This is a genomic window from Polynucleobacter sp. GWA2_45_21, assembly GCF_001830325.1.
In the GTDB taxonomy this organism is placed as follows: Bacteria; Pseudomonadota; Gammaproteobacteria; order Burkholderiales; family Burkholderiaceae; genus Polynucleobacter.
The window spans coordinates 353,132-373,462 of sequence record NZ_MHZG01000001.1; the positions used below are offsets into that span (position 1 = coordinate 353,132).

The window sequence follows — 20,331 nt, forward strand, 5'->3', positions numbered from 1 at the left end:
CTTGTTTAACTCGTATATGCTCGAAAAATATCGAAAAATTAACTGAAACGCGATTCTAGCACGACCAAGCAAAAAAATGATTGTTTTAGGCATAGAAACTTCTTGTGATGAGACCGGGGTGGCCCTCTACGACACCTCCCCCTGGGAAAACCACGCCCCAGCCCATCAAGGCATCCTAGGACAGGCTTTGCACTCCCAGATTGCCATGCATCGGGATTATGGGGGTGTTGTCCCAGAATTGGCCTCCAGAGACCATATAAGACGGGTTTTACCCCTTTTGGACGATGCTTTGCATGAAGCTGGGCTCAAATTAAAGGATATTGATGCCGTGGCCTATACCCAAGGCCCTGGATTGGCTGGCGCCCTTCTGGTAGGTAGCGCTTTTGCCAAATCCTTGGCTCAAGGCCTGAATTTGCCCTCCATTGGGGTGCACCACCTCGAAGGACACCTACTTTCACCGCTTTTAGGGGCTTCAGTACCGGAATTCCCCTTTATCGCCCTCTTAGTCTCCGGTGGGCATACCCAGCTGATGCTGGTCAGCGGGGTTGGTAAATACCAACTTCTGGGGGAAACATTAGACGATGCTGCCGGCGAAGCCTTTGATAAAACCGCCAAATTATTGGGTTTGGACTACCCCGGCGGTGCCGCCATCTCCAAATTGGCAGAAAAAGGACAATCTGGACGATTTGATTTGCCCAAACCAATGCTGCATTCAGGAGATTTAGATTTTTCTTTCTCCGGACTAAAAACTGCGGTCCTGAACCAGGTGAAAAAATTTGAGGTACTGGGCATTACCGATCCTAAAGAGATTGCAACATTTCATGCAGATCTTGCACGTAGCTTTGTCGATTCTTTAGTAGCAGTGCTGGTCAGCAAATCAGAGAAAGCACTCAAGCAAACGGGTTGTAAACACTTGGTACTAGCTGGTGGTGTAGGCGCCAATTTGCAATTGCGCGCAGCTCTCAATGCTAGCGCCAAGAAGAATCGATTTGAAGTGCACTATCCACCAGTCGATCTATGTACCGATAACGGCGTCATGATTGCATTTGCTGGAGCGCTGCGCATGTTGGCAGAAAATAATGGCTCAACAACTTCAGGTGCTTTTGATATCAAACCCCGTTGGGATCTGGCGAGCAATAATCTGAGTTGATTACTTAGCTAGACTAATTTTGGCGTAGGCACTGTGATTGTGAATCGACTCAAAGTTCTCAGCCTCAACCACCAAAGACAAAATACGATCATCGTCTTTTAGTTGGCCAGCAACATCACGCACCAAGTCTTCTACAAACTTTGGATTGTCATACGCACGCTCTGTAACCCACTTCTCATCAGGGCGCTTGAGTAAGCCCCACAACTCGCTTGAGGCTTGGCTCTCAGCGGCTGCAACCAAATCTTCTACCGTCATCTTGGTCTGCGGATCAAGCTCAACAGACATGGTTACGTGTGAGCGCTGATTGTGTGCGCCATATTCAGAAATCTCTTTAGAGCAAGGGCACAAACTCATCACTGGAACTAAGGCGCGGAGGTTTAACTCAACGTCGATTGCACCAGCCGCATTTTGTTTTGCTTTCGCGGTCCAAGTCACTTCGTAATCCATCAAGCTTTCAACACCAGATACGGGCGCAGCTTTTTTTACGAAGTGTGTGTAGGTAAATTGAATACGACCTTCTGTTGCATTCAGTAAAGGCAACATCTCACGCACCATGGCTACGACCGATGCACTGTCAATTGGTTCATTGTGTTTTTGCAAAAGCGCAATGAAGCGGGACATATGAGTACCCTTCACATGCGCAGGCAAAGCTACATCCATTTCAAAATTACCAACAGCTGGCATCACACCTGTCTGGGTGCGAATGCTTAATGGATGACGCAACCCCCGAATGCCCACCTGCTCAATTGGTAGCGCACGCTCATCATGCGAGGACTGAATGTCCGGCATGGTTTGCGGTTTGAGAAAGGCGGTGTTGATGTCGTTCATGGCTCTATTTTCAGGCAAAAATGACTTATTTGCCTGCGGCGACAGGATTTGCAGCGGTTTTAACAGGAAAACGCAAGGAAATCGCCTTTGCAATCCCCTCGGAGTCTAGGCCACATTTACTCATCAGCAGCTTGTAATCACCATGCTCCACGAATTGATCTGGAAGACCTAGTTGCAATAGGGGCTTGTTAATACCCATAGCAGAGAGGGCTTCTAAACACGCACTACCAGCACCGCCCTGAATCGCACCATCCTCAATCGTCACAAAATAATCATGGTCTTGTGCCAAGGATTTGAGCAGCTCAAGATCTAATGGTTTTACAAAACGCATGTTGGCAACCGAGGCATCCATTTGCTCTGCCACTTCAAGCGCTGGGTACAGCAAAGTACCAAAAGCCAAAATCGCAATACGCTGCCCAGCAGATGCATTGGACTTACGGCGTAACTCACCTTTGCCTAATGGCACGGTACGCAATTCTTTTGAAGGAATCGTCCCCACACCGGCACCACGTGGGTAACGCACTGCGCTTGGGTGAGGCTGATGAAAAGCAGTGGTCAATAAATCACGGCACTCCGCTTCATCTGCCGGCGTCAATACCAACATATTCGGAATACAGCGCAAGAACGGAATGTCATATGCGCCTGCATGCGTTGCTCCATCTGCGCCAACCAAACCAGCGCGGTCCAATGCAAATAGCACTGGCAAATCCTGAATAGCTACATCATGAATCAGTTGATCGTAAGCACGTTGCAGGAAGGTTGAATAAATCGCAACGACCGGCTTCATGCCTTCGCATGCCATACCCGCAGCAAAAGTGACTGCATGTTGTTCGGCAATGCCGACGTCGTAATAACGCTTCGGGAAATTCTGTTCAAACTCAACAAGACCGGAACCTTCACGCATGGCTGGTGTGATGCCAATCAACAATGGATCGGCATGCGCCATATCGCAGAGCCACTCTCCAAATACTTGCGTAAAGGTTTTTTGAGTTGCACCAGTGGACTTCTTAACACCCTCTTCCGGATTGAACTTACTTGGTCCGTGATACAGAACTGGGTCTGCTTCAGCTAACTCATAGCCCTGACCCTTGCGCGTCACGACATGCAAGAACTGTGGGCCACGGCCTTCAAGCGCCAAGCGGCGTACGTTTTGCAACATCGGAATGAGCGCATCTAAATCGTGACCATCAATTGGGCCGAAATAGTTAAAGCCAAACTCTTGAAAAATCGTAGAGGGTGAGACCATGCCCTTGGCATGATCTTCTAAGCGTTTAGCAAACTCACGCAAAGGAGGCGCAATGGATAGAACGCTATCAATACCCTTTTTGGTTGCAGAGTAGATATTGCCACTCAGCAATCTAGCGAGGTGTCGATTGAGCGCGCCCACTGCTGGAGAGATCGACATATCGTTGTCATTCAGAATTACTACCAATGGTAAGTCGTCATACACACCGGCATTGTTCATGGCTTCAAATGCCATGCCGCCAGTCATTGCGCTATCACCAATCACTGCAACGGCAACTTGTTTCTCGCCCTTGGTCTGGAAGGCACGTGCCATACCCATCGCTGCAGAAATACTCGTAGAAGAGTGGCCAGTACCAAAGGCATCGTATTCACTTTCAGCGCGACGAGGAAAACCGGACAAGCCATCGAACTGACGCAAGGTATTCATGCGCTCGCGACGACCAGTTAATATTTTGTGCGGATAACTTTGATGACCCACATCCCACACCACACGATCGGCCGGTGTATCAAACACATAGTGCAGCGCGATTGATAACTCGACCGTTCCTAAATTAGAGGAAAGGTGTCCCCCTGTTTTAGAAACAGAATCCAAAACAAACTGACGTAACTCATCTGCGAGTGCAGGAAGCTGCTCACGGGGAAGTTTTTTTAAATCTGCAGGGGAGTGAATGGAATTTAAAGTCATCAAATCTTCAGTAATCTTATTTGCCTCTATTAACTACTAACAGAGCCAAATCTTTTAGGGCTTGGGCTTTAGGACCAAAACTCTCTAAGCTAGCAATTGCCGTTTCTTGCAAATCTTTTGCCGCTTTCTGTGCATAGTCTAAACCCATCAAGGTCACATAGGTTGGCTTGTCATTCGCAGCATCTTTTCCGGCAGTTTTACCCAGGGTTTGACTATCCGCAGTGGCATCGAGCACATCATCCACAATTTGAAAGGCCAGACCTAAGGCTTGGGCGTAATTTTGTAGATGCTGCATTTGACTTGGATTAAGTTTGGCAGCAATACCACCCATCTCTACCGAACAAGAAAGCAGAGCTCCTGTTTTCATCGCATGCATTTGCTTTAAGCCAGCGAGATCCAGCTTCTTTCCCACGCTGTCCAGGTCGATTGCTTGCCCGCCTGCCATGCCGCGCGAGCCAGATGCACTAGCTAATGCACTAATCATCGCCAAGCGAATGTCGGCGTCACACTGCGCATTTGCCAACACTTCAAATGCGCGAGTCTGCAATGCATCGCCAACCAACAAGGCAGTTGCCTCGTCATAGGCCTTATGTACTGTAGGTCGACCACGACGCAAATCATCATCGTCCATACAAGGTAAGTCGTCATGCACCAAGGAATAAGCATGAATGCATTCAATCGCCACTGCAGCCGCATCTAAGGCAGCTTGCCTTACTTCACTGGTTTCATCACCTAACTCACCAGCGGCATAAACCAATAAAGGACGAATACGTTTGCCGCCACCTTGAGCGGCGTAACGCATAGCTTCATGCAAACGCGCAGGGTTTGTATTGGCAGCATCGAGCAAGTTCTCTAAAGCCAATTCAGTTCGTTGCCCGTGAGCACGAACCCAATCCTCGAATGAAAGCGTATTGTTCATGAAGGCTTAATTTGCGCGTGACTTAGGCTTCAAATACTCGAACTTGCTGCTCAACTTGAGCCAGCATGGCCTGGCAGTGTTTCAGGAGAGCTGCACCACGCTGGTAAGCCAAAAGTGTCTCTTCCAGGGAGAATTTGCCAGACTCCATGTCAGAAATTAGCTTTTCCAGCTCCTTTACAGCCTGCTCATAACGCAAGTTAGGGTCGATTTGAACCTCAAGACCGGGTTTCTGACCCTCAGATTTCTTTGCTGGCATTGGCTTATTTCCTTCAAATTTCTTACAGATATAGCCCTACATATTAAAGCGAGACGGGGGTCAGATGGGTATAATCCCCTCCTTCCTTTCCAATATCGATCCGTCGATGGTTGGATTGGTTATTCCGCTTAGCTTCGGCTGACGTTTTCGGGGGTGGGGAGAATGACTAATCTGGCTACCGCGCAGCAGCTTGCGCCGTCCAACTTACAACTGCCGGTTTCGGCTTATTTTGACGTTGAGCTCTATCAGCGTGAAATTGAACTGCTTTTTAAGCAGGGCCCGGGCTATGTTGGTCACGAACTCATGGTTCCTGAAGTTGGCTCCTACCAAACCTTGACCTCAGAAAATGAAGGTCGCCTCTTGGTCCGCAATCAAGAAGGTATTGAACTCCTATCCAATGTCTGCCGTCATCGCCAAGCACTCATGCTCAATGGCAAAGGCAAAGCGGACAATATTGTTTGCCCATTGCATCGTTGGACCTATGATTTAAATGGTCAACTCATGGGCGCACCCCATTTTGAAGATAAGCCTTGTCTAAATTTAGGTAAATCTCCTTTGCAGAATTGGCAGGGACTCTTATTTGAAGGTCCGCGTGATGTGCGAACCGATCTTGCCAAACTCGGCGTCGCTAATGATCTCAACTTTGAAGGTTATGTACTGGATCACGTTGAAGTCCATGAATGCAATTACAACTGGAAGACTTTTATTGAGGTCTACCTCGAGGACTATCACGTTGTTCCATTTCACCCAGGCTTGGGTAAGTTTGTTTCTTGCGAAGACCTGCGTTGGGAATTCGGTGACTGGCACAGCGTACAAACTGTTGGCATTCACAAGAATCTAGAGAAACCTGGATCACCGGTTTATCAAAAGTGGCATGAAGCAGTACTGCGCCACCACGAGGGCAAAACACCCCGCCATGGCGCCATCTGGCTGACCTACTATCCGAATGTGATGGTGGAGTGGTACCCAGGCGTGCTATGCGTCTCCACCCTGCACCCCATGGGTCCGAATAAAACTCGGAACGTAGTTGAGTTCTACTACCCAGAAGAGATCGCCCTCTTTGAGCGTGAGTTTGTGGAGGCAGAGCGTGCAGCCTATATGGAAACCTGCATTGAAGATGATGAAATTGCGGAACGTATGGATGCCGGTCGCGCCGCCCTGCTAGCCCGCGGTCAAAATGAAGTGGGCCCATACCAAAGCCCAATGGAAGATGGCATGCAACATTTCCATGAATGGTACCGTCGCGCCATGAGTTACGAAGGCGCATAATTTAGTAACACCCATCCCGCTCTCAATAGGAAGCCATCATGACGCCTCTCATCACTGCAAACCAGTTAGAAGAAATCATTAACAGTGGCGAGAATGTATTGCTCTGTGATTGCCGCTTTGATTTAGTTGATCCAGAAGCTGGTCGCAAGTCTTATTTAGAGGGGCATATTCCTGGGGCTCTTTATGTCGACCTGGACCACGATTTGTCTGGTGAAAAGACAGGTAAGAATGGCCGTCACCCGCTACCTAGTCCTGAGGCTTGGGCACAAACTAAATCGCGCTTGGGTATTGATTCAAATACCTTGGTAGTTGCTTACGATAATCAAGGTTCCGTATATGCCAGTCGCTTATGGTGGATGCTCAGAGCTACTGGCCATGCAAATGTGCAGGTCTTAGATGGTGGTCTAGACGCCTGGAATGGCCCGATTGGCACAATGCCACGTGAAGCAAAACCCACAACAACACCGGTACCTGCAATGCCTTATGTTGGCCTAGTAACGGTAGAGGAAGTTGTTCATAATCTCCAAGCCAAAAATAATGTCGTTGTGGATGCTCGTGCAAATGATCGCTTCCATGGTCAAAATGAAACCTTAGATCCTGTTGGCGGACACATCCCCAATGCAATGAATTATTGCTTCAGAGAAAATCTCTCCAGAAAAAGTTTCAAGACCCCAGAACAACTTTATAAAGACTTTGTAGGCCTCTTGGGATCAACCAAAGCTTCTGAAGTCATTCATCAATGTGGCTCTGGAGTTACAGCCTGTCATAACCTGTTGGCCATGGAGATTGCTGGCCTCAAAGGTTCACGTCTGTATGCAGGTAGTTGGAGTGAGTGGTGCGCCGACCCAAGCAGGCCAGTAGCGCTTTAATGCAGTAGCGAGAGCAAGATTACAAACCCAACGCCGCAAGCAATCAAAATCGTTTGACGTAAAGACTCGGCCCAATGTGGGCGGCGATGCATTTGTGGAATAAGATCACTCACTGCAATGTAGATAAAACTACTTGCAGCAATCACGAGCAAATAAGGCATTGCCGCATTCACTCGCTCTAAAAAGAAATACGCCAACACCCCGCCGACTACCGCAGATAAACCACAAATCAGGTTGTACATGAGCGCACGCGTGCGCGTGAATCCTGCATTGAGTAATACGATGAAATCGCCAATTTCCTGCGGGATCTCGTGGGCAATAATGGCAATCGCAGTAAAGATACCAACCTGGTAATCAGCCATAAATGCAGCTGCAATCAAAACACCATCAACAAAATTATGCAGTCCATCGCCCACCAAAATCATCCAACCACTGCGGCCTGCTACTTCTGCATCATGTCCATGGTGATGGCCATGACCATCCCCTTCGTGATGATGGCTATGACGTAGTAAAGCAATTTTTTCAAGCAAGAAAAAGCCCAAGAGGCCTGCCAGCAAGGTAGCAAATAGCAACTGAGCATCTACACCTGGCATCGTAAATGCCTCAGGCAATGAATGCAGCAAGGCAGTAGCTAGCAAAATACCTACCGACACACTGACCATGCTGTGAACCATCTTTGACAGAAAAGATAATGAAAAGCTTGCTGCAACAAGAACGCTAGCAGCTCCTGCTAGCGCTGTTACCAACAAAATGCTTTGTAGTACTGACATGTAAATTAAGCAACCCCGTTTTGTTTAAACCAGGCAATACATTTTTCCCAGCCATCTTTAGCTGGACCTTCGCGATATAAAGCGCGATAGTCTGCGTGGAAGCCATGAGGTGCTTCTGGATACACCTCAAAACGAGAAGCTTTAGCAGCTGGATTTTTAGGGGCTGCTGCTAGCGCTTGACGCATTTGCTCAACAGTTTCGAGCGAGATGCCCGCATCGGCTCCGCCATATAAACCTAAGACTGGGGCCTTCAAGTCAGCAGCAATATCAACCGGGTGACGAGGATTACCTTCAGTTTTTTCACCAACTAAACGGCCATACCAAGCTACACCCGCCTTGACCTGAGGTAGCGTAGCTGAGAGCCAAGTAATACGGCCACCCCAGCAAAATCCTGTGACGCCAACTTTTTTTACATCACCACCGTTTTTGCCAGCCCATTGAATAGCTGCCTGCAAATCATTTAAAACTTGAGAATCCGGAGTCTTGGCAACAATATTGCTCATGATCTCGGCAGTAGTTCCATAGGTATTAGGATCGCCTGCACGGATAAAGAATTCCGGGGCAATCGCCATGTAACCCAATTTAGCAAAACGTCTAGTAACGTCAGCAATGTATTCGTGTACACCAAAGATTTCGCTAGCGACGATCACAATCGGCAAATTACCTTTGGCTTTTTCTGGACGAGCAACATAAGCTGGCATCTGAAAGCTGCCGACTGGAATCATTTGCTCACCCGCTTTAATGCCCTTGAAATCCGTTTCGATTGCTTGTGCCATCACAGGCTCTGAAGCAGCTACAAAACCAATTCCCATCGTGGTTGCCGTAATGGCAGAAGCTTTCATGAAGCCTCTTCTGTCGGTAGCAATTGCTTTTGAATCCAGATCTTTTTTAGCAGTCATTTTTTGTCTCCCCACCTGTAATTAATGTGCTTCTTCCCAATTATCGCCAATCCCAATACCCACTACCAAGGGAACCTTCAACTCAGCCACCTTACACATCAGATCAGGTAGCTTTGCCTGCAAGAGCTCCAGCTCATCTAAGGGTACGTCAAATACCAATTCATCGTGCACCTGAAGCAACATGCGAGTCTTGAGACCCTCTTTTTCTAGCCAATTTTCAACTGCCACCATGGCTAATTTAATCAGGTCGGCCGCAGTTCCTTGCATAGGGGCATTAATCGCAGCCCGCTCCGCACCCTGGCGACGAGGGCCATTTGAACCCTTAATCTCCGGCAGCCAGAGGCGTCTACCAAAGACTGTCTCGACATAGCCATTCTCTCTGGCCTCCAAGCGAGTGCGCTCCATATATTGAGCAACCCCAGGATAGCGATCAAAGTATTTGGCAATGTAATTCTGAGCTGCCGAGCGTTCAATACCTAAGTTTCCAGCTAGACCAAAAGCGCTCATGCCATAGATCAGGCCAAAGTTGATGACCTTGGCATAGCGACGCTGCTCTGAATTAACACTCTCGAGCGGCACACCAAAAATCTCAGCGGCGGTAGCTTGGTGAACATCTTTACCAGCAGCGAATGCAGCTAGCAAGTTTTCATCTTCAGCAATGTGTGCCATGATGCGCAATTCAATTTGAGAATAGTCGGCAGAGAGAAGCTTGCAACCTTCAGCTGGAATAAACGCCTCTCGAATTCGTCGACCCTCCTCTGTACGAACAGGAATATTTTGCAAGTTCGGATCGCTTGAAGCCAAGCGTCCTGTCACTGCAGTCGCTTGAGAAAAACTCGTGTGAACGCGGCCGGTTTTAGGATCAGCCATGCGTGGCAACTTCTCAATATAGGTCGACATTAACTTAGCAAGACTGCGGTAATCCAAAATACGCGCAGGCAAAGGATAGTCTTCAGCTAACTTTTGCAAAACCTCCTCATCAGTTGATGGTGCGCCTGATGGTGTCTTCTTAATTACGGGAAGCTCTAGCTGTCCAAACAAAATTTCTGCAATCTGCTTAGGGGACTGAATGTTGAATGGCTGTCCAGCAAGCTTATGAATCTCTCCCTCCAAGGCAAGCAAACGCTTGCCGACCTCTTGGCCTTGCTGAGACAACAGCGCAGAATCAATCCGAATGCCATTGCGCTCCATGATGCCGAGCACACGCATTGCTGGTATCTCAATGTTTTCATAAACATAAAGAAGGCCTGGGCTTGCCTGGATTTGCGGCCATAACGCTTGATGTAAGCGCAAGGTAATGTCGGCATCTTCTGCCGCATAGTCTGTAGCAATCTTTAAATCTACTTGATCAAAACCAATCTGATGCACTCCTTTACCACATACCTCTTCATACTTAATGGTCTTCATGCCGAGGTGTCGCTCAGCTAAGTTATCCATGTTGTGAGGCATGTGCGATTCCAGGACGTAAGACTCCAGCATGGTGTCAAATGCAATGCCCTGCATAGTAATGTTGTAGTTCGCAAATATATGGCTGTCGTACTTGAGGTTTTGACCCACCTTCAGATGGGTGGCGCTTTCTAGCCAGGACTTCATGCGCGCTAAAACCAACTCACGGCTCAGTTGAGTCTCTCCATTGCGGTGCGTCACCGGGATATAGCAGGCCTCTCCAGGAGTGACGCAAAGCGAGATACCGACTAGCTCAGCAGCCAACGCATCCAGGCTAGTAGTTTCTGTATCGACAGCTGTTAGTTCTGCGCCTTCAATCTTTTTAATCCAGCGATCTAGCGCAACTTCATCAACAACACACTCATAGTGTTTGGCAATCGCACCTTGCAGATCGGTTGTTTCTTGCGATAAGGCAGTTGTTGCCTCTGTAGCAGTGGGGCCAAACTTCTTGGTAGCAGCTTTTACATTTTCTTCCGAAGAGTTTTTGATGGGGCTGCCAGCTAAATCAAAACCGCCGCTAGCTTCAGGAGTCGCTCCACCCAACTGCTTCTCTACATCACGCAACCAAGTCTTAAATGCGTAGCGTTCAAATAGCTCACGCAGAAGTGGTGCGTCTTCTGGTTTTGCGTGTAGATCATCTAAGCCAGGAAGGTGAGGAGATAAATCGCAATCTGTCTTTACAGTAATGAGTTGGCGAGCCTTTGGAAGCCATTCCAAACTATTACGCAGGTTCTCACCAACAACGCCTTTTACTTGATCGGCATTGGCCATTAAATTATCTAAGTCGCCAAACTCAGCTAGCCACTTATTGGCTGTTTTAGGACCCGCCTTCGGAACACCGGGTACGTTATCAACGGTATCCCCAATGATCGAAAGGTAATCGACAATGCGCTCCGGAGGTACGCCAAACTTGGCAATCACCCCATCGATGTCCAATTTCTCGTCGGTCATCGTATTAATCAAGGTGACCGAAGAATTTACTAACTGAGCCAAATCTTTGTCGCCAGTAGAAATAATGGTTTCCCAACCAGCTTGAGTAGCCTGGCAAGCTAAGGTACCAATCACATCATCAGCCTCAACCCCAGAAACCATTAGTACTGGCCAGCCCAAAGCCTTCACCATGGCATGGATCGGCTCAATTTGCTTAACCAGATCCTCAGGCATGGGAGAGCGGTGAGCCTTGTACTCGGAGTACATTTCATCTCGGAAAGTCTTACCTTTGGCGTCAAAAACACAGGCAATATGGTCAGCCTTGAGTTCCGAACGGGCTCGGCGCATCATATTGACCATCCCATAGATTGCCCCCGTTGGGTCACCAGCCCCATTTCTGAGGTCTGGCATGGCATGAAAGGCGCGATAGAGGTAGCTAGAACCGTCTACCAACAAGAGTCTATGTTTAGTCATACCGCAATCGTACAATCTAGTTGCTAACTGCCTACAGATCAGGTTCAAATCCTCCTGAAAAGAGGCCTAAAAAGGTGAAAAATGATGCAAGCTCTAACTAACTTACTCCACTCTTCTGTGAGCCAACCCCTTGTTCTAACAAGCTTTTTAGTGGCTTTTGCCGCTTTTGGCCTAAATTCAGCGCATGCCCAAAACAATTCTCAGGCATTGAGCCCATCAGAGCTGCAACGCATCAATAACCAGCCATTAGCACCAGCCGTCAGCGCATCTGAAGTAACGAATGCACCCGAAGGTCGCAAACCGAGCTTTCAGCATAAAGAGGTTACTGGCACTGAAATTACTGAATACAAGGATGCGAATTCACCAACGCAAGTGGACGTAAAAACACGCTACACCACTTATGAAATGGCGCCCCCAGCAACCGTTATGCCGGGAGTCCCGAAGGAAACTGATCTCATTAGCGTTCCAAGCGTCAAGATTCCTTTTTAATCATTAACACTCTGCTCCTCACCGTTCGCATCTTTCATTTTTAGTCATGGCTGTTTTCACACCTGTTGAATTGAGCGATATCTCACATTGGATCGCAAGTGATTTTGATATTGGCCAAGCAGTCGATATTCGCGGTATACATGGTGGCATTGAGAACTCGAATTTCTTTCTCGACACTGAAAAGAATGGCAAGAAACAGGAATACGTTCTCACTATTTTTGAAAGACTATCAGCGGAGCAGTTGCCGTATTACTTAGAGTTAATGCGTCACTTGGCTAACAAAGGTATTCCAGTACCTAAGCCACTTGAGAATAAACAAGGGCAAATTCTGTTTAACCTAAAGGGTAAGCCTGCAGCTATTGTGAGCAAACTTCCAGGCCTTTCCAGGCTCGCTCCTGAAGCAAAGCATTGCGCCCTAGTTGGTGAAAATTTAGCCAAGATGCACTTGGCTGGCAGTGACTTCAAGCAGACTCAAGAAAATCTTCGTAGCCTGTCTTGGTGGAGAAAAACGGTTCCTCAGGTGCTCACTCACTTGAGTGATTCTCAAAAAGAATTGCTTACAACTGAGCTCGCCACTCAAGAACAATTCTTTAGCTCTGAAGCTTATGCATCACTACCCCAGGGTGCAAGCCACTGCGATCTGTTTAGAGATAACGTACTATTCGATCCCCAAGGTGCTGGCGATAGCTCTCAAGATCAGTTAGGTGGTTTCTTCGACTTTTATTTCGCTGGAACAGATAAGTGGTTATTTGATTTAGCGGTGACGGCAAACGATTGGTGTCTTGCCGAAAACAAACAGGATTTAGATCCTGCTCGCTTCTCAGCCTTGATGGATGCCTATCAATCTGTTCGACCACTCACCGACAGCGAGAAAGTAAGTTGGCCATTAATGGTGCGCGCTGCGGCTCTGCGTTTTTGGATTTCTCGCTTGTGGGATTTTTACTTGCCGCGTGATGCGCAAATGCTGACCCCACATGACCCTCGTCATTTTGAAAATATTCTCTTAAGTCGCAAAGCAATATGAAACTAAATTCCGTCTCCCCAAAAGAAGGCTATACCTGGATCCGTCAAGGTATTTGGCTTTTTAAACAAAATCCATTGGGATTTTTAACTTTGATTTTTCTGTATGTCTTTGTGGCACAACTAGCAGTTCTCGTTCCGGTGATTGGTGTTTTTGCCGTTTTATTACTCACACCTACTTTATCGGTTGGCTTTATGACAGCTTGTCGCTTAGCCATTCAAAAAGAACGCATTCGTCCAACAGTCTATGTGACTGCCCTGCAATCTACCCCCCTGATTCGCAAACGTATTCTTCAGTTAGGTTTGGTGTATGCAGCGCTCATTCTGATGTTGAGCTTTATCTTGGGAATGATGGTGGATTTTGATGTACTGATCCCGCTCATGACAAATGAAAAACCCATTACACCGGAAGCACTCAACCAGATTTATTTGATTCTCTTTTTTGGCAGCCTGCTCTATGTACCAGTTGCGATGCTAATGTGGTTCTCCCCTGTGCTCGTTGCTTGGGCTGACATGCCAGTAGCACAGGCGCTCTTTTCTAGCGCCATTGCGTGCTGGACAAATCGTGGTGCATTCTTTTTATATATCGCAATTTGGGGTGCGATCCTGGTGGCCATTCCATTAAGCATTGGCTCCATTCTGGATGCGCTAGATTTTGGTCAAGCTGCATCATTCATCATTGCCCCCATCTCCATGGCGGGACTTACTGTGATGCATTGCTCTTTCTTTGCAACCTGGAAAGCATGCTTTGCTGAAAAAGAATCGGCAACCTTGATTGCGTAATTGCAGGCTTAGCTTCTTATTTAGTCTATTGCAGCAAGCTTAGCGATACTGAGCTGTAGCCATTTGACACCATGGCGCTTGAAGTTCACTTGAGCGCGCGCATCAGCATCATTACCCTCCAAGCCTGTCACCCTTCCTTCGCCAAACTTGGTATGGAAAACATTTTGACCAATCGTAAATGGGTAATTGCCACGAGGTGGCGAGGCCATTCTGGTCACTGAGGTTGAGGCGGAGCCTACGCGTCCAATTTGTCTTGCAGGTCTCTCACGCTCATTACCGCTGTCAAAGAAATCATTCGATCCAAACTCGCGTTGACGCGTGTAGCCATCTTGCCAAGTTGATCCTGCACGACCACCATTTCCACCATTAGTTCCGCCCCAGCGAGCATCCTTTACTTTTGGAGTGAGCCACTTCAGCGAATCGGATGGCAACTCTTCCAAGAAGCGAGACGGCATGTTGTAACGCACCTGGCCATGCAGCATACGTGACTGCGTATGGGAGAGATAGAGACGTTCTTTAGCACGGGTAATCGCGACATACATTAAGCGACGCTCTTCTTCTAAGCCATTCTGCTCATTAATACTGTTCTCGTGCGGGAACAGCCCCTCCTCTAAACCGGTAATAAATACGGAGGTGAATTCAAGACCTTTTGCCGAATGCACCGTCATCAACTGAACAGCATCTTGACCTGCCTGAGCCTGATTGTCACCAGCCTCGAGAGAAGCGTGAGAGAGGAAAGCTGCCAAAGGGGATATCTCCACCGTGCCAGGCGCGTTTTCACCTGGTAGCGTAGCAGCAGTAGCGTCTTGACCATAACCCTCTTCGGCAATAAATGCAGTTGCAGCGTTAATGAGTTCTTGTAAGTTTTCTACGCGGTCTTGGCCTTCGCGCTCTGAGAGATAGTGCTGAATCAAGCCGCTATGCTGAATCACAAACTCTACGGTCTCCGGCAAGGTGTTATGACGCGTAGCTTCACGCATGTGATCTACCAGACGCACAAAGCCGCCTAAAGCTGCGCCCGCCTTGCCGTCCAATGTCGATGCCGCTAAATACAAAGAGCTATTTTGCGCACGAGCGGCATCTTGCACAGCTTCAATCGATCTTGCGCCAATTCCGCGCGTTGGGAAATTGACTACACGCGAGAAGGAGGTGTCATCGTTTGGATTTTCCAAAAGACGGAGGTAGGCAAGAGCGTGTTTAATCTCAGCACGCTCGAAGAAGCGCAGTCCACCGTATACGCGATATGGAATCGCTGCAGAAAATAAGGCGTGCTCGATGATGCGTGACTGAGCATTACTACGATAGAGCAAAGCAATTTCAGTACGCTTGATGCCGCTATTAACTAGTGCTTTGATTTCATCTACGAGCCAAGTGGCTTCGGCATGATCGCTCGGCGCATCATAGATGCGGACTGGCTCGCCATGCCCAGCATCGGTGCGCAGGTTTTTACCTAGGCGATCTGTGTTGTTGGAAATAAGATAGTTGGCTGTATCTAAGATGTGGCCATGCGAACGATAGTTTTGCTCAAGCTTAACCATCATGGGGTGGTATTGCTTTTCATATAGACGCATATTCTCTACGTCCGCACCACGGAAGGCATAAATACTTTGATCATCATCGCCCACTGCAAAAACCGCACTACTTCCCATACCGCTAACATTTACACGGCTAGCGTCGTGGCCAGAAAGTAATTTAAGCCAAGCGTATTGCAGTGCATTGGTATCTTGAAACTCATCAATCAAGATATGACGGAAGCGCTCTTGGTAATGCGTCCGAATCGCTTCATTGTGTTTCAGCAATTCATAACTGCGTAATAAGAGTTCGGCAAAGTCGACTACACCCTCACGCTGACATTGCTCATCGTAAGCTTCGTATAACTGGGCCATCTTGGCCTGAAAGTCATCTCCGACAGATAACTCTTTCGCACGTTGGCCACGCTCTTTGGCGTGCGCAATGAAATACTGCAACTGCTTAGGGGGGTATTTCTCATCATCGACCTTTAAACCCTTCAAAAGGCGCTTAATCGCAGAAAGCTGATCTTGAGTGTCCAAAATCTGAAAAGTGGACGGCAAACCTGCTTCTTTGTGATGGGCACGCAGTAAACGGTTGCAAAGACCATGGAAAGTGCCAATCCACATACCCCGGGTATTAATTGGCAACATCGCGCTTAAGCGCAACATCATCTCTTTGGCCGCCTTATTGGTGAAGGTCACCGCGAGTACACCAATGGGCGATACCTGCCCTGTTTGGATCAACCAAGCTATACGGGTCGTGAGGACGCGGGTCTTTCCACTGCCAGCACCAGCCAAAATCAGGGCTGACTGGGCCTGGCCATTTGAATTTACAGGCGGGAGGGTCACTGCCTCGCGTTGTTCTGGATTAAGGTTTGCGAGCAAGTCTGAGTACATCGCCCCAATTATAATTTGCCTCTTATGCCAAATGCTTCGAATACCCCCAATTCACCTGCGGCCAGTTCCTTAGATGAACTAGCCAAATCCTACGAACCTGCCCCAATTGAAGCTTATTGGGGTCCGGAATGGGAACGCCGAGGCATTGCCGACGCCACCCTAGATGAGGGCAAGGGAGATTTCTCGATTCAATTGCCGCCACCGAATGTGACAGGCACCCTCCACATGGGTCATGCCTTCAATCAAACCATCATGGACGGCTTGGTACGTCATGCCCGCATGTCTGGCAAAAATACTTTATGGGTTCCAGGCACAGACCATGCTGGTATCGCTACACAAATCGTGGTTGAACGCCAACTTGATGCACAGAAAGTTTCTCGCCATGATTTAGGCCGTGAGAAATTCTTAGAAAAAGTCTGGGAATGGAAAGAGACTTCAGGCAACACCATCACGCGTCAGATTCGTCGCTTAGGCGCTTCGATTGATTGGGGTAAAGAATATTTCACAATGGACAGCAAGATGTCCAAAGCGGTTGTTGAAGTGTTTGTTCGTTTGCATGAGCAAGGCTTAATTTATCGTGGCAAACGTTTAGTGAACTGGGATCCGGTTTTAGGAACAGCAGTTTCGGATTTAGAAGTGGTGAGCGAAGAAGAAGATGGCTCGATGTGGCATATCCGCTATCCATTAGCAGATGGATCCGGACACCTGACCGTTGCCACTACTCGCCCAGAGACCTTATTGGGTGACGTGGCTGTGATGGTTAATCCAGAAGACGAACGCTACAAACACCTCATTGGCAAGTCAGTACAACTGCCACTATGCAATCGCGAGATCCCGATCATTGCAGATGATTATGTAGATTTGGCTTTTGGTACTGGCGTTGTGAAAGTGACTCCTGCTCACGACTTCAATGACTATGCAGTTGGACAACGCCACCAGTTACCACTCATTAATATTTTGACACTTGATGCCAAGATTAATGAGAATGCACCAGTGGTGTATCAAGGTCTTGAGCGTTTTGCTGCACGCAAACAAATTGTTGCTGATTTGGATGCTGCTGGTTTATTAGAAAAAGTACAACCGCATAAATTGATGGTGCCCCGTGGCGATCGCACTCAAACCATCATTGAGCCCATGCTCACTGACCAGTGGTTTGTGGCAATGTCTAAGCCAAGTCCAGACAATAAATATCAACCAGGTTCATCCATTGCTGGCGCAGCATTAGATGCAGTAACCAAGGGTGACATTAAGCTCGTCCCTGAAAACTGGATTAATACCTATACCCAGTGGCTAGAGAACATTCAAGACTGGTGCATCTCACGTCAACTCTGGTGGGGCCATCAAATCCCAGCCTGGTATGGCGATGATGGCCAGATCTTTGTCGCTCGCTCTGAAGAAGAAGCCAAGGCCAAAGCTGCTGTTGCAGGCTATACCGGCAAACTCAACCGCGACCCTGATGTCCTAGATACCTGGTTTAGCTCCGCACTGGTGCCCTTTAGCTCATTAGGCTGGCCAGAAGAAACGCCTGCTCTCAAGCATTTCTTACCTTCATCTGTTTTGGTCACTGGTTTTGACATCATCTTCTTCTGGGTAGCCAGAATGGTCATGATGACTTGTCATTTCACTGGCAAGGTCCCATTTAATACCGTCTATGTTCATGGCTTGGTACGTGATGCCGAAGGTCAGAAGATGAGTAAGTCCAAAGGAAACACTTTGGACCCAATCGACCTCATTGACGGCATCAAGATTGAAGATTTGGTTGCTAAGCGCACCACTGGCCTAATGAACCCTAAGCAAGCGGAAAGTATTGGCAAGAAAACCAAGAAAGAATTTCCGGAAGGTATTCCCGCGTTTGGGACGGATGCTTTACGCTTTACCTTCGCTTCACTCGCTTCACTTGGTCGCAATATTAACTTTGACCAAAAGCGCTGTGAAGGCTATCGCAACTTCTGCAACAAGCTTTGGAATGCCACTCGCTTTGTGCTCATGAATTGCCCTGGCAATGAACAAGAAAATGGTTTTGCTCATTGCGACAACCAATGCGGCCCAGAAGGGCAATTAGACTTCTCTCCCGCAGATCGCTGGATTGTTTCTTTACTGCAGAGAACGGAAGCTGATGTTGCTAAGGGCTTCCAAAACTATCGCTTTGACAATATTGCTAGCAGCATTTACCAGTTTGTTTGGGATGAGTATTGCGATTGGTACCTAGAGTTAGCAAAAGTTCAACTACAAACCGGTACGCCTGCGCAACAACGCGCAACTCGCCGTACCCTGCTGCGCGTTTTAGAAACTATCTTGCGCATGGCCCACCCACTCATTCCATTTATTACCGAAACCTTATGGCAAACCGTTGGGCCTAAAGTCGGCAAAGAGTTGGCGCAACAAGATAAGCAAACGATTGCACTGCAGCCCTACCCTGTTGCTCAGCTCGATAAGATTGATGAGCAAAGCGAAGCTTGGGTAGCCCAGATTAAATCGATTGTGGATGCTTGCCGCAATTTACGTGGTGAGATGCAAGTCTCTCCCGCACTCAAGGTGCCTCTCTGGATTAGTGGGCCGCAAGACTTCCTGAAGAAGGCTAGCCCATACTTAACCGCGCTGGCCAAGTTATCCGAAGTCAAAATCTACGATGACGAGTCTGCTTTGGAGAAAGATGCTCCTGGCGCCCCAATGGCCTTAGTTGGCAATCTCAAGCTATTACTCAAAATTGAAGTGGATGTTGCGGCTGAGAGAATTCGCCTGAGCAAAGAAATTGAGCGCCTAGCAATCGAGATTACTAAAGCACGCAGCAAGCTAGGTAACGAAAGTTTCGTAGCTCGAGCCCCAGAAGAGGTAGTTGCCCAAGAAAAGCAACGTCTTGCTGGGTTTGAGCAGAACCATGAGAAGCTTGTTGCACAATTAGAGCGACTGAAATAAAGCAGCAATAAAACTGATCGGAATTTCTATGCCATTAAGCACTAAAGCCGTTACCAAAGCTGTCTTCCCTGTTGCAGGTTTGGGTACACGCTTCTTGCCAGCTACTAAAGCCAGTCCAAAAGAAATGCTGAATGTCGTGGATAAACCCCTGATTCAGTATGCGGTTGAAGAAGCGATTGCTGCCGGCATTACTGAAATGATTTTTGTTACCGGCCGCAGTAAGCGCGCCATCGAAGATCACTTTGATAAGGCTTATGAATTAGAAGCCGAACTCGAAGCCAAAAATAAGCAGGCACTCTTAGAGATTGTCCGTAGCGTTAAACCAAGTCATGTGGACTGCGTGTATGTACGTCAACCTGAAGCGCTAGGTTTGGGTCATGCCGTTCTGTGTGCAGAAAAGTTGGTTCGCGATGAACCCTTTGCCATCATCCTTGCGGATGACTTACTCGATGGTCAACCACCAGTTCTGAAGCAGATGCTCAAAGTGTTTGATGAGCAAAACGGCTCAGTCTTAGCAGTAGAAAAAATTGATCCTTCCAAAAGCAGCTCCTACGGCATTATTTCTGGGGCGGAAGTGTCCAAAGGGATCTATCGTTTAAATGGGATTGTGGAGAAGCCACAACCTCAGGATGCACCATCCAACTTGGCGGTGGTGGGTCGCTATGTTCTGTCTTCAGACATCTTTAATCACATTCGCAATCTCAAACCCGGTGCTGGTGGTGAAATCCAACTCACCGATGCGATTGCCTCACTACTCAAAGAAGAGCCAGTCTTCGCTTATGAATACGATGGTGTGCGCTATGACTGCGGCAGCAAGCTAGGCTACCTTAAAGCTTCTGTGGAATTTGCATTACGCCATCCAGAGGTGAGTACTGAGTTTGCGGCGTATTTAAAAGGCCGCTCTTTAACTTAGACTCAAGTTCATCTTGGGCAGATTTAAATTCTGCGGGATAAAAGCAAAAAAGGCAGAAATCA

At 47.9% G+C, this 20,331-nt stretch carries 16 protein-coding genes; 8 read left to right on the top strand and 8 right to left on the bottom strand.

What is annotated here, in order from left to right; all coding sequences use genetic code 11:
- Positions 1-76 precede the first annotated feature (76 nt).
- Complete coding sequence (gene tsaD, locus A2X74_RS01825; protein ID WP_293626641.1) at positions 77-1,150, top strand: tRNA (adenosine(37)-N6)-threonylcarbamoyltransferase complex transferase subunit TsaD; 1,074 nt, start codon at positions 77-79, stop codon at positions 1,148-1,150.
- On the opposite strand, the gene folE2 is transcribed toward tsaD, so the two are convergent.
- Genes folE2 through xseB form a run of 4 tightly spaced genes read right to left on the bottom strand, consistent with a single transcriptional unit; the run spans position 1,151 to position 5,083 of the window.
- The gene (gene folE2 / locus A2X74_RS01830; RefSeq protein ID WP_293626644.1) at positions 1,151-1,978 is read right to left on the bottom strand and encodes a GTP cyclohydrolase FolE2; all 828 of its coding nucleotides are present in this window, start codon (positions 1,976-1,978) and stop codon (positions 1,151-1,153) included.
- A gap of 25 nt (positions 1,979-2,003) precedes the next feature.
- Positions 2,004-3,908 (bottom strand): 1-deoxy-D-xylulose-5-phosphate synthase, encoded by a 1,905-nt coding sequence (gene dxs / locus A2X74_RS01835; protein WP_293626647.1) that lies wholly within the window; start codon positions 3,906-3,908, stop codon positions 2,004-2,006.
- 16 nt (positions 3,909-3,924) lie between these two features.
- The gene (locus A2X74_RS01840) at positions 3,925-4,827 is read right to left on the bottom strand and encodes a polyprenyl synthetase family protein (RefSeq protein ID WP_293626649.1); all 903 of its coding nucleotides are present in this window, start codon (positions 4,825-4,827) and stop codon (positions 3,925-3,927) included.
- Between the two features lie 22 nt (positions 4,828-4,849).
- Positions 4,850-5,083, bottom strand: coding sequence for an exodeoxyribonuclease VII small subunit (gene xseB / locus A2X74_RS01845; RefSeq protein ID WP_015421852.1), 234 nt, complete (start codon positions 5,081-5,083; stop codon positions 4,850-4,852).
- A gap of 162 nt (positions 5,084-5,245) precedes the next feature.
- Between xseB and A2X74_RS01850 the strand changes: the two genes are divergently transcribed.
- Both A2X74_RS01850 and A2X74_RS01855 read left to right on the top strand, forming a co-directional pair.
- Positions 5,246-6,352, top strand: a complete 1,107-nt coding sequence (locus A2X74_RS01850) for an aromatic ring-hydroxylating dioxygenase subunit alpha (RefSeq protein ID WP_293626651.1) — start codon at positions 5,246-5,248, stop codon at positions 6,350-6,352.
- Between the two features lie 38 nt (positions 6,353-6,390).
- A complete protein-coding gene (locus A2X74_RS01855; RefSeq protein WP_293626653.1) occupies positions 6,391-7,221 on the top strand; it encodes a sulfurtransferase in 831 nt (276 codons plus the stop codon).
- On the opposite strand, the gene A2X74_RS01860 is transcribed toward A2X74_RS01855, so the two are convergent.
- From A2X74_RS01860 to polA, 3 genes are read right to left on the bottom strand one after another with little or no spacing between them, the layout of a single operon-like run.
- Positions 7,218-7,991: a ZIP family metal transporter gene (locus A2X74_RS01860; RefSeq protein WP_293626655.1), complete on the bottom strand. Its 774-nt coding sequence runs from the start codon at positions 7,989-7,991 to the stop codon at positions 7,218-7,220. The genes A2X74_RS01855 and A2X74_RS01860 overlap by 4 nt on opposite strands.
- A gap of 5 nt (positions 7,992-7,996) precedes the next feature.
- On the bottom strand, positions 7,997-8,890 hold the full coding sequence (locus tag A2X74_RS01865; RefSeq protein WP_293626657.1) for a dienelactone hydrolase family protein: 894 nt from the start codon (positions 8,888-8,890) through the stop codon (positions 7,997-7,999).
- 21 nt (positions 8,891-8,911) lie between these two features.
- A complete protein-coding gene (gene polA, locus A2X74_RS01870; protein WP_293626659.1) occupies positions 8,912-11,740 on the bottom strand; it encodes a DNA polymerase I in 2,829 nt (942 codons plus the stop codon).
- Between the two features lie 81 nt (positions 11,741-11,821).
- Here polA and A2X74_RS01875 point away from each other — a divergent pair, with 81 nt between their 5' ends.
- From A2X74_RS01875 to A2X74_RS01885, 3 genes are read left to right on the top strand one after another with little or no spacing between them, the layout of a single operon-like run.
- Complete coding sequence (locus A2X74_RS01875; RefSeq protein WP_293626661.1) at positions 11,822-12,229, top strand: hypothetical protein; 408 nt, start codon at positions 11,822-11,824, stop codon at positions 12,227-12,229.
- A gap of 46 nt (positions 12,230-12,275) precedes the next feature.
- Positions 12,276-13,253, top strand: coding sequence for a homoserine kinase (locus tag A2X74_RS01880; RefSeq protein WP_293626663.1), 978 nt, complete (start codon positions 12,276-12,278; stop codon positions 13,251-13,253).
- On the top strand, positions 13,250-14,032 hold the full coding sequence (locus A2X74_RS01885; RefSeq protein WP_293626666.1) for a BPSS1780 family membrane protein: 783 nt from the start codon (positions 13,250-13,252) through the stop codon (positions 14,030-14,032). Before A2X74_RS01880 ends, A2X74_RS01885 begins: the two co-directional genes overlap by 4 nt.
- A gap of 20 nt (positions 14,033-14,052) precedes the next feature.
- Here the strand turns inward: A2X74_RS01885 and A2X74_RS01890 are convergent, their stop codons facing one another.
- Positions 14,053-16,440, bottom strand: a complete 2,388-nt coding sequence (locus tag A2X74_RS01890; RefSeq protein WP_293626668.1) for a UvrD-helicase domain-containing protein — start codon at positions 16,438-16,440, stop codon at positions 14,053-14,055.
- Positions 16,441-16,464: 24 nt separating this feature from the next.
- Between A2X74_RS01890 and A2X74_RS01895 the strand changes: the two genes are divergently transcribed.
- Both A2X74_RS01895 and galU read left to right on the top strand, forming a co-directional pair.
- Positions 16,465-19,356 (top strand): valine--tRNA ligase, encoded by a 2,892-nt coding sequence (locus A2X74_RS01895; RefSeq protein WP_293626670.1) that lies wholly within the window; start codon positions 16,465-16,467, stop codon positions 19,354-19,356.
- 28 nt (positions 19,357-19,384) lie between these two features.
- Positions 19,385-20,269 (top strand): UTP--glucose-1-phosphate uridylyltransferase GalU, encoded by an 885-nt coding sequence (gene galU / locus A2X74_RS01900; RefSeq protein ID WP_293626673.1) that lies wholly within the window; start codon positions 19,385-19,387, stop codon positions 20,267-20,269.
- Positions 20,270-20,331 lie beyond the last annotated feature (62 nt).

What these genes read in the sequence shown, in the direction of transcription:
- tsaD (WP_293626641.1), top strand. Translation starts at nt 77, where the DNA reads ATGATTGTTTTAGGCATAGAAACTTCTTGTGATGAGACCGGGGTGGCC.
- folE2 (WP_293626644.1), bottom strand. Translation starts at nt 1,978, where the DNA reads ATGAACGACATCAACACCGCCTTTCTCAAACCGCAAACCATGCCGGAC.
- dxs (WP_293626647.1), bottom strand. Translation starts at nt 3,908, where the DNA reads ATGACTTTAAATTCCATTCACTCCCCTGCAGATTTAAAAAAACTTCCC.
- A2X74_RS01840 (WP_293626649.1), bottom strand. Translation starts at nt 4,827, where the DNA reads ATGAACAATACGCTTTCATTCGAGGATTGGGTTCGTGCTCACGGGCAA.
- xseB (WP_015421852.1), bottom strand. Translation starts at nt 5,083, where the DNA reads ATGCCAGCAAAGAAATCTGAGGGTCAGAAACCCGGTCTTGAGGTTCAA.
- A2X74_RS01850 (WP_293626651.1), top strand. Translation starts at nt 5,246, where the DNA reads ATGACTAATCTGGCTACCGCGCAGCAGCTTGCGCCGTCCAACTTACAA.
- A2X74_RS01855 (WP_293626653.1), top strand. Translation starts at nt 6,391, where the DNA reads ATGACGCCTCTCATCACTGCAAACCAGTTAGAAGAAATCATTAACAGT.
- A2X74_RS01860 (WP_293626655.1), bottom strand. Translation starts at nt 7,991, where the DNA reads ATGTCAGTACTACAAAGCATTTTGTTGGTAACAGCGCTAGCAGGAGCT.
- A2X74_RS01865 (WP_293626657.1), bottom strand. Translation starts at nt 8,890, where the DNA reads ATGACTGCTAAAAAAGATCTGGATTCAAAAGCAATTGCTACCGACAGA.
- polA (WP_293626659.1), bottom strand. Translation starts at nt 11,740, where the DNA reads ATGACTAAACATAGACTCTTGTTGGTAGACGGTTCTAGCTACCTCTAT.
- A2X74_RS01875 (WP_293626661.1), top strand. Translation starts at nt 11,822, where the DNA reads ATGATGCAAGCTCTAACTAACTTACTCCACTCTTCTGTGAGCCAACCC.
- A2X74_RS01880 (WP_293626663.1), top strand. Translation starts at nt 12,276, where the DNA reads ATGGCTGTTTTCACACCTGTTGAATTGAGCGATATCTCACATTGGATC.
- A2X74_RS01885 (WP_293626666.1), top strand. Translation starts at nt 13,250, where the DNA reads ATGAAACTAAATTCCGTCTCCCCAAAAGAAGGCTATACCTGGATCCGT.
- A2X74_RS01890 (WP_293626668.1), bottom strand. Translation starts at nt 16,440, where the DNA reads ATGTACTCAGACTTGCTCGCAAACCTTAATCCAGAACAACGCGAGGCA.
- A2X74_RS01895 (WP_293626670.1), top strand. Translation starts at nt 16,465, where the DNA reads ATGCCAAATGCTTCGAATACCCCCAATTCACCTGCGGCCAGTTCCTTA.
- galU (WP_293626673.1), top strand. Translation starts at nt 19,385, where the DNA reads ATGCCATTAAGCACTAAAGCCGTTACCAAAGCTGTCTTCCCTGTTGCA.